At 73.3% G+C, this 7,342-nt stretch carries 1 protein-coding gene; it reads right to left on the reverse strand.

Annotated features, from left to right (window positions below; all coding sequences use genetic code 11):
- Positions 1-7,342 (reverse strand): SDR family NAD(P)-dependent oxidoreductase (locus ACFXMF_RS45795; RefSeq protein ID WP_380021229.1); only part of this gene is annotated, 7,342 nt, incomplete at both ends.

The following is a 7,342-nucleotide window of genomic DNA, read 5'->3' on the forward strand; positions in this document are numbered from 1 at the left end:
TCGCCACCCATCGACGCGGCACCCGGATACATCCCCAGCGTGATCAACACGTCCCGGAAATTGAGCCCCGCCGCCCGCACCGCGATCCGCACCCGGCCGGCCGACAGCGGCAACTGCGCCTCCGGCGCCGGCACGAGCGCCAGGCCCTCCAGCGTCCCGCGCGGTACGCCGTCCAACCGCCAGGGGCCGGACGGCGGTACCAACGTCCCGCCACGATCCGCCCGGGCCAGCCTCGGTGCGAGCACGGCGCCCGCGCGTACGGCGACCTGGGTCTCACCCGCAGCCAGGGCGATGCGGGCCACCTCGACCGGGTCCACCGTGTCGGCGTCGTGGTTCGGGTCGAGATCGACCAGCAGGAACCGGTCGGGGTGCTCGCTCTGCGCCGATCGCATCAATCCCCAGAGGGGGGCACGGACGAGGTCGGTGACCGAATCGCCGGGAGCCGCCGCCACCGCGCCACGCGTCACCACCACACGGCGCGACGCACCCGCTTCGTCGGTCGTCGGCTTGGTCAGCCATGCCTGCACGGCCGCGAGCAGGTCGACGGCAGCCGCTTCGGCGGCCCGCCCGAGGTCCGCGGCGGCCGGCGGAACGGATGTGCAGTCGAGGACGGTCGGGTCCGGTTCCGGTCCGGAACCCGGGAGTTCGGGCGATTCGGCGGTGTCCGGCCCGGCCGGGCGGCCGACCGGGGTCCACACCACCGGGTACAGGGAGTCCGCCGACGTGGCGGCGGCACCCAGTCGTGCCGGGTCGGCGGAGCGCAGTTCGAGCGACTCGGCCGAGAACACCGGCCGCCCGGTGCCGTCGGCGGCCCAAACCGCGATCCGGTCGGTCTCCCCGTCGACCGCGGCCAGGCGCACCCGGAGCGCGGACGCCCCGGCCGCGTGCAGCCGCAGGCCGTTCCACTCGAAGGGCAGCCGCATCGCCTGCTCCCGACCGGGGCCGGCCGGGTCCGGATCATCCGCGATCAGCGCATGCAGCGCGGCGTCGAGCAGAGCGGGATGGATGCCGAACCGACCCGCGTCGTCGGCGTGTTCGGCAGGCGCCTCGACCTCGGCGAACAGCGTGCCGTCCGGGTCCCGGTACAGCGCACGCAGCCCCTGGAAGGCGGGCCCGTAGCCGTAACCGGCCTCGGCGGCCTGCGGGTAGAAGTCGTCGATGTCGATCGCCCGGGCCCCGACCGGCGGCCAGGCGGCGAGGTCGAACACCGCTTCGGCGGCGTCCTCGGCCAGGAATCCCGCGGCGTGGCAGGTCCATTCGCCGTCCTCGCCCACCGCTTCGTCCCGGGAGTACACGCCCACCGCCCGACGCCCGTCGGCAGCGGGCGGTTCCACCTGCACCTGGAGGGCGTACGCACCGTGGGCGGACAGCACGAGCGGTGCTCGGAGCGTCAGTTCGTCGACGCGTCCGCAGCCGACCCGATCGCCCGCCTGCATGACCAGCTCCGCGAAGGCGGTGCCGGGCAACAACACCGTTCCGGCGACCGCGTGATCGCCCAACCAGGGCTGGGCCTGGAGCGAGATCCGGCCGGTCAACATGACCGCATCGGCGCCGGCGAGCCGCACGGTGGCCGCCAGCAACGGGTGTCCGGCCGGAATCAGCCCGAGCCCGGCGGCATCGGCGGGGCCACTCGCGGTCGTGTCGAGCCAGTAGCGCCGGCGCCGGAAGGCGTAGGTGGGCAGGTCGACATGCCCGCGCGCGGCGGGGGTGAGCAGCGCGGCCCGATCGGTCGGGCAACCGCGTACGTGGGCGAACGCGACCGCGGCGAGCAGCGCCTCGATCTCCGCGTGGCCTCGGCGCAGCGCGGAGCGAATGCCGATGTCGCGGGTGGCGCCCGCCTCCGGGTCGGTCGGCGCGGCGACGCAGTCGTGGACCATGGCGGTCAGTACCGCATCGGGGCCCAGTTCCAGGAAGGTTCCGGTGCCGGCCGCGCGCAGGTGTGCCACGCCGTCGGCGAAGCGCACCGCACCGCGGACCTGCCGAACCCAGTAGTCCGGGTCGGTCAACTCCTCGGCGCTCGCGTGCCGTCCGGTCAGGTTGGAGACGATCGGCAGCGTCGGCTCGGCGAAGGAGACGCCGGCCAGAACGTCGCGGAACTCGGCGAGCATGCCGTCCATCCGCAACGAATGGAACGCATGACTGACGGTGAGACGCCGCGTCTTGCGCCCCCGCGCCGCGAAGACGGCCGCCACCGCCAACACCGGTTCCTCGTCGCCGGAAAGCACCACGGACGTCGGCCCGTTCACCGCCGCCACACCCACCGCGCCAGCCGACCCGTCCAGCGCCGCCCGCACCTCGTCCTCGGACGCCTGCACCGCCACCATCGCCCCACCACGCGGCAACGCCTGCATCAACCGCCCACGCGCCGCCACCACCGCCGCCGCGTCCTCCAGCGACCACACCCCCGCCACATGCGCCGCGGCCAGTTCGCCGATCGAGTGCCCGAGCAGGAACCCCGGCCGCACACCGAACGATTCGACCAACCGGAACAGCGCCACCTCCACCGCGAACAACCCGGCCTGCGTGAACACCGTCTCGTCCAACAAACCCTCGGTACCCGCCACCCCGAACACCACATCCCGCACCGAATGCGCGACATGACCCGTCAGTTGCCGGTCCAGCTCGAACACGGCGGCGTCGAACGCCTCCGCGAACACCGGAAACGCCCCATACAGCTCCGACCCCATCCCGACCCGCTGGCACCCCTGCCCACTGAACAGGAAGGCGAGATCTCCCGTTCCGAGGATCGAGCCGCGTACGACACCTGCCGTGGCCTCACCCGCCGCGAGCGCGTCGAGGCCGGCCAACAGGTCGGCACGGGTGGAACCGATCACCGCGGCCCGCTCGTCGAGGGCCGCGCGCGAGACGGCGAGCGCCGAGGCAACGGCGGCGAGATCGAGTTCGGGGTGGTCCCGCAGGTGCGTGGACAGGGCAACGGCCTGGGCTTCGAGCGCGTCGTCGGACTTCGCCGACAGCAGCCAGGTAAGTACGCGTTCATCGGCCGGCGTTGGCTCTTCGGTCGCCGGGAACACCGGCTCGGGGCCCTGTTCCAGCACGACATGCGCGTTGGTGCCGCTGGCGCCGAACGACGAGACGCCCGCTCGGCGGGGACGACCCGTCTCGGGCCACGTGCGCGCCTCGGTGAGCAGTTCGACCGCGCCCGCCGACCAATCCACGTGCGGGGACGGCTCGGCGCTGTGCAGGGTCCGCGGCAACACGCCCTCGCGCATCGCCATCACCATCTTGATCACGCCGCCGACACCGGCCGCGGCCTGGGCGTGACCGATGTTCGACTTCAACGACCCGAGGTAGAAGGGCCGTTCCGCGTCGCGATCCCGACCGTAGGTCGCGATCAGCGCCTGCGCCTCGATCGGGTCGCCCAGCGTCGTGCCCGTCCCGTGCGCCTCGACCGCGTCGACCTCGGCGGCCGACAGGCCGGAACTCGCCAGCGCCTGGCGGATTACCCGCTGCTGCGAGGGACCGTTCGGCGCGGTCAGACCGTTGCTCGCACCGTCCTGGTTCACTGCGGTGCCCCGCACCACGGCCAGGATGTGATGGCCGTTGCGCTGCGCGTCCGACAGTCGTTCCACCAGCAACACGCCGACGCCCTCGGACCAGCCGGTCCCGTCCGCGTCGGCGGAGAAGGCTTTGCAGCGCCCGTCGGGCGACAACCCGCGCTGGCGGCTGAACTCGACGAAGACCTCGGGCGTCGACATCACCGTGACACCGCCGGCCAGCGCCATCGAGCATTCGCCGCTACGCAATGCCTGAACGGCCAGGTGCAGGGCCACCAGCGACGACGAGCAGGCCGTGTCCACGGTCACCGCGGGTCCCTCGAACCCGAAGGTGTAGGACAGCCGGCCCGAGGCGGCGCTGCCGGTGTTGCCCATCAGCAGGTAGCCGTCCACCCCTTCGGGCACCTTCTGCATGCCCGACGCGTAGTCGTGGTACATCACCCCGACGAACACGCCCGTCCGACTGCCGCGCAGCGTGGTCGGATCGATTCCGGCCCGCTCCAGCACCTGCCAGGAGGTCTCCAGGAGAAGCCGCTGCTGCGGGTCCATCGCCAACGCCTCGCGCGGCGAGACCTCGAAGAATCCGGCGTCGAACTCCCCCGCTTCGTGCAGGAATCCGCCCTCGCGGGCATAGCTCTTCCCGGAGACCGAGGGGTCCGGGTCGTACAGACCCTCCAGGTCCCAGCCCCGGTTCGTCGGGAACGGCGAGACCGCGTCCCGACCCTCGGCGACCAGGCGCCACAGGTCCTCCGGCGACTCCACCCCACCGGGATAGCGGCAGGCCATGCCGACGATCGCGATCGGTTCGTCGTCCACGACCGCACCGACCACCGCGGCGGGGGGCGCCTCCCGAGCGCCGAAGAGGGTCTGCCGGATGGTGCGCAACAGCGCGGTCGGCGTCGGGTGGTCGAAGACCAGCGTGGCCGACAACCGCAGACCGGTCGCGGTATTCAGCCGATTGCGCAGGTCGAGTCCGGTGAGCGAGTCGAAGCCGAGGGACTTGAAGGTGCCGGCGAAGTCGACGTCGGCGCCCGTGGGCAGGCCGAGTACGGCCGCCACCTGTTCGCGAACCAGCTCCTGTAGGGCCCGTTCCCGCTCGGCGTCCGGCAACGCGCCGAGCCGTAGTGCGAGCGCGGATCCCGCCGGGGCCTCGGCCGCGCCGTCGGCGGTGGGGCGGGCCGGCGCGGGGGCGAAACCGCGCAACATTCCCGCCGACGTGCCGTTCCCGGCGCGGGCGCGGAGTGCGGGCAGGTCCAGCGCGACGGGGACCAGCAGGGCCTCGTCGCTGCCGAGGGCGGCGTCGAACAGGCGGAGACCTTGTTCGGTGGCGAGCGGCCCGACGCCGAGCCGGCTCATCCGCTGTCGGTCGGCGCCACTCATCGCGCCCGTCATCCCGCCGGCCTCGGCCCACAGGCCCCAGGCCATCGAGGTGGCGGGGAGCCCGTCGGCCCGGCGGGCGTGCGCGAGGGCGTCGAGATACGTGTTCGCCGCCGCGTAGTTCGCCTGGCCCGGGCCGCCCAGGATCCCCGAGACCGAGGAGAAGAGCACGAAGGCGGCGAGGTCGAGATCGCGCGTCGCCTCGTGCAGGTTGACCGCACCGTCCACCTTGGACCGCAACACGGCGTGCAACCGCTCGTCGGTCAACGCCTCGACCAGGCCGTCGTCCAGGAGCCCGGCGGCGTGCACCACTCCGGTCAACGGGCCCCGGATCCGGCCCAACACGCCACGCAACGCCTCCCGATCGGCCGCGTCACCCGCCTCCACCACCACCGACGCACCCAGCGTCGCCAGCTCCGCCACCAACTCGTGCACTCCGGGGGCCTGTTCGCCACGACGACTGAGCAACACCAGGCTGCGCACCCCGTGCCGGGAGACCAGGCGCCGGGAGATCAATCCGCCCAACAGGCCGGTACCACCGGTGATCAGGACCGTGCCCGCATCGAGGGAGGTCTTCGCTTCGCCGGACGCAGAGGCAGAGGCAGAAGCGGACCCGGACCCGGACGCGGAGGTGGATCCGGACGCCGACACGGGCGAGTCGACGGCGTGCCGAACCAGTCGCGGCACCAACACGGCGCCGCCGCGGATCGCCATCTCCCGTTCGCCGTGGGCCAGTGCGTCCGGCAGGAGGGCCTGCCAGTCGTCCTCGCCGTCGACCGGGTCGACGTCCACCAATACGAAACGATCGGGATGCTCCGTGGCCGCCGACCGCACCAGGCCCCACACCGGCGAGGCCGCGAGGCCGGGCAGCGCGGACGGCTGCGGGCCGGCGGCGACACCCACCGCGCCCCGGGTCACCACGAGCAGTCGCGACTCGGCGAACCGTGCGTCACCCAGCCACTCGCGCACCACCGACAACGCCCCGGCCGCCGCCCGATGGGCCGCGGCGGCGTGGTCGTCACCCGGCTCCGACGCCACCAGGCAGGGCAGTACGACCACCTCGGGTACGCCGCCCGCGACCAGCGCCGACAGGTCGGGGGTGTCGGCGTCGAGCACCGCGATGCCACCGGCGAAGGCGGCGCCGGCCGATCCCGGCATCCACTCGACGCGGCACAGGTCGTCCGTCGCGACCGGTCGTGCCGCCGCGAGCGACTCGGCGGCGATCGGGCGCAGGGTCAGCGCCTCGATCGCGGCCACCGGGCCGCCCTTCGGATCGGCCAGCGTCACCCGGACGGCATCCGAGCCGACGGGTGACAGCCGTACCCGCAACCGGGAGGCGGCGCCCGCGAAGAGGGTCAGCCCCTTGAAGACGAACGGCAGTCGCACCCGGTCCGCCGTACCGTCGTCGCCCCGGGGAAGCGCGGCATGCAGTGCCGCGTCGAGCAGCGCCGGGTGCAGCCCGAAGCGGGCCGCACTCTGCGCCGGCTCCTCGGGCAGCGCCACCTCGGCGTACACGTCCTCCCCCACCCGCCAGGCGGCCCGCAGGCCCTGGAAGACGGGTCCGTACGCATAGCCCTTCGGCACAAGGTCGGCGTAGAAGTCGTCGAGCCGCACCGGCTCCGCGCCGCTGGGCGGCCAGGTGCCGGAGGCGAAGGAGGTGTCGGACGCATCGGACGCCGATCCGCGTTCGGACAGTGCGCCGACGGCATGTCGGATCCACTCCGGCCCCGCCGATTCGGCCGCGCCGCGCGAGAACACGCTCACCGGCCGGGTTCCGTCGTGCTCGGCCGCGCCGACCACGACCTGGATCTGCACCGCTTCGCGCTCCGGGATCACCAACGGCGCTTCCAGGGCGAGTTCGTCGATCCGACCGCAGCCGACCTCGTCGCCTGCCCGGACCACCAGTTCGACGAAGGCCGCGCCGGGCAGCAGGGCCGTGCCGGCGACCAGGTGATCCCCGAGCCAGGCGTGCGAGGACAACGACAGCCGGCCGGTCAGCACGACCCCATGCCCGCCACCGAGTCGCACCGCGGCGCCGAGCAACGGATGGTCCGCCTGCGCCTGGCCGAGACCACGCGCGTCGCCGGTGGACTCGATACGTTCCAGCCAGTACCGCCGGCGGCGGAAGGCGTAGGTCGGCAGCTCGACGGTCACCGTGCCGCGGCCGGGAAGCTGCCCGCCCAGCAGCGGGGACCAGTCCACGGCGACGCCGTCGACGTACGCCTGCGCCACCGCGGCGGTGAAGCGAACCAGGTCACCCTCGCCCCGACGCAGCGTGCCCAGGACGACCGCTTCGGCCTCGGCCGACTCGACCGTGCCCTCCATCGGGGTGGTGAGCACCGGGTGTGCGCTGGTCTCGACGAAGGTGTCGAAGCCCTGCGCGAGCAGCAGCCGCACCGTCTCCTCGAACCGCACGGTCTCGCGCAGGTTGCTGTACCAGTACTCCGCGT

Source organism: Embleya sp. NPDC059213 (assembly GCF_042754445.1).
Lineage (GTDB): Bacteria > Actinomycetota > Actinomycetes > Streptomycetales > Streptomycetaceae > Embleya.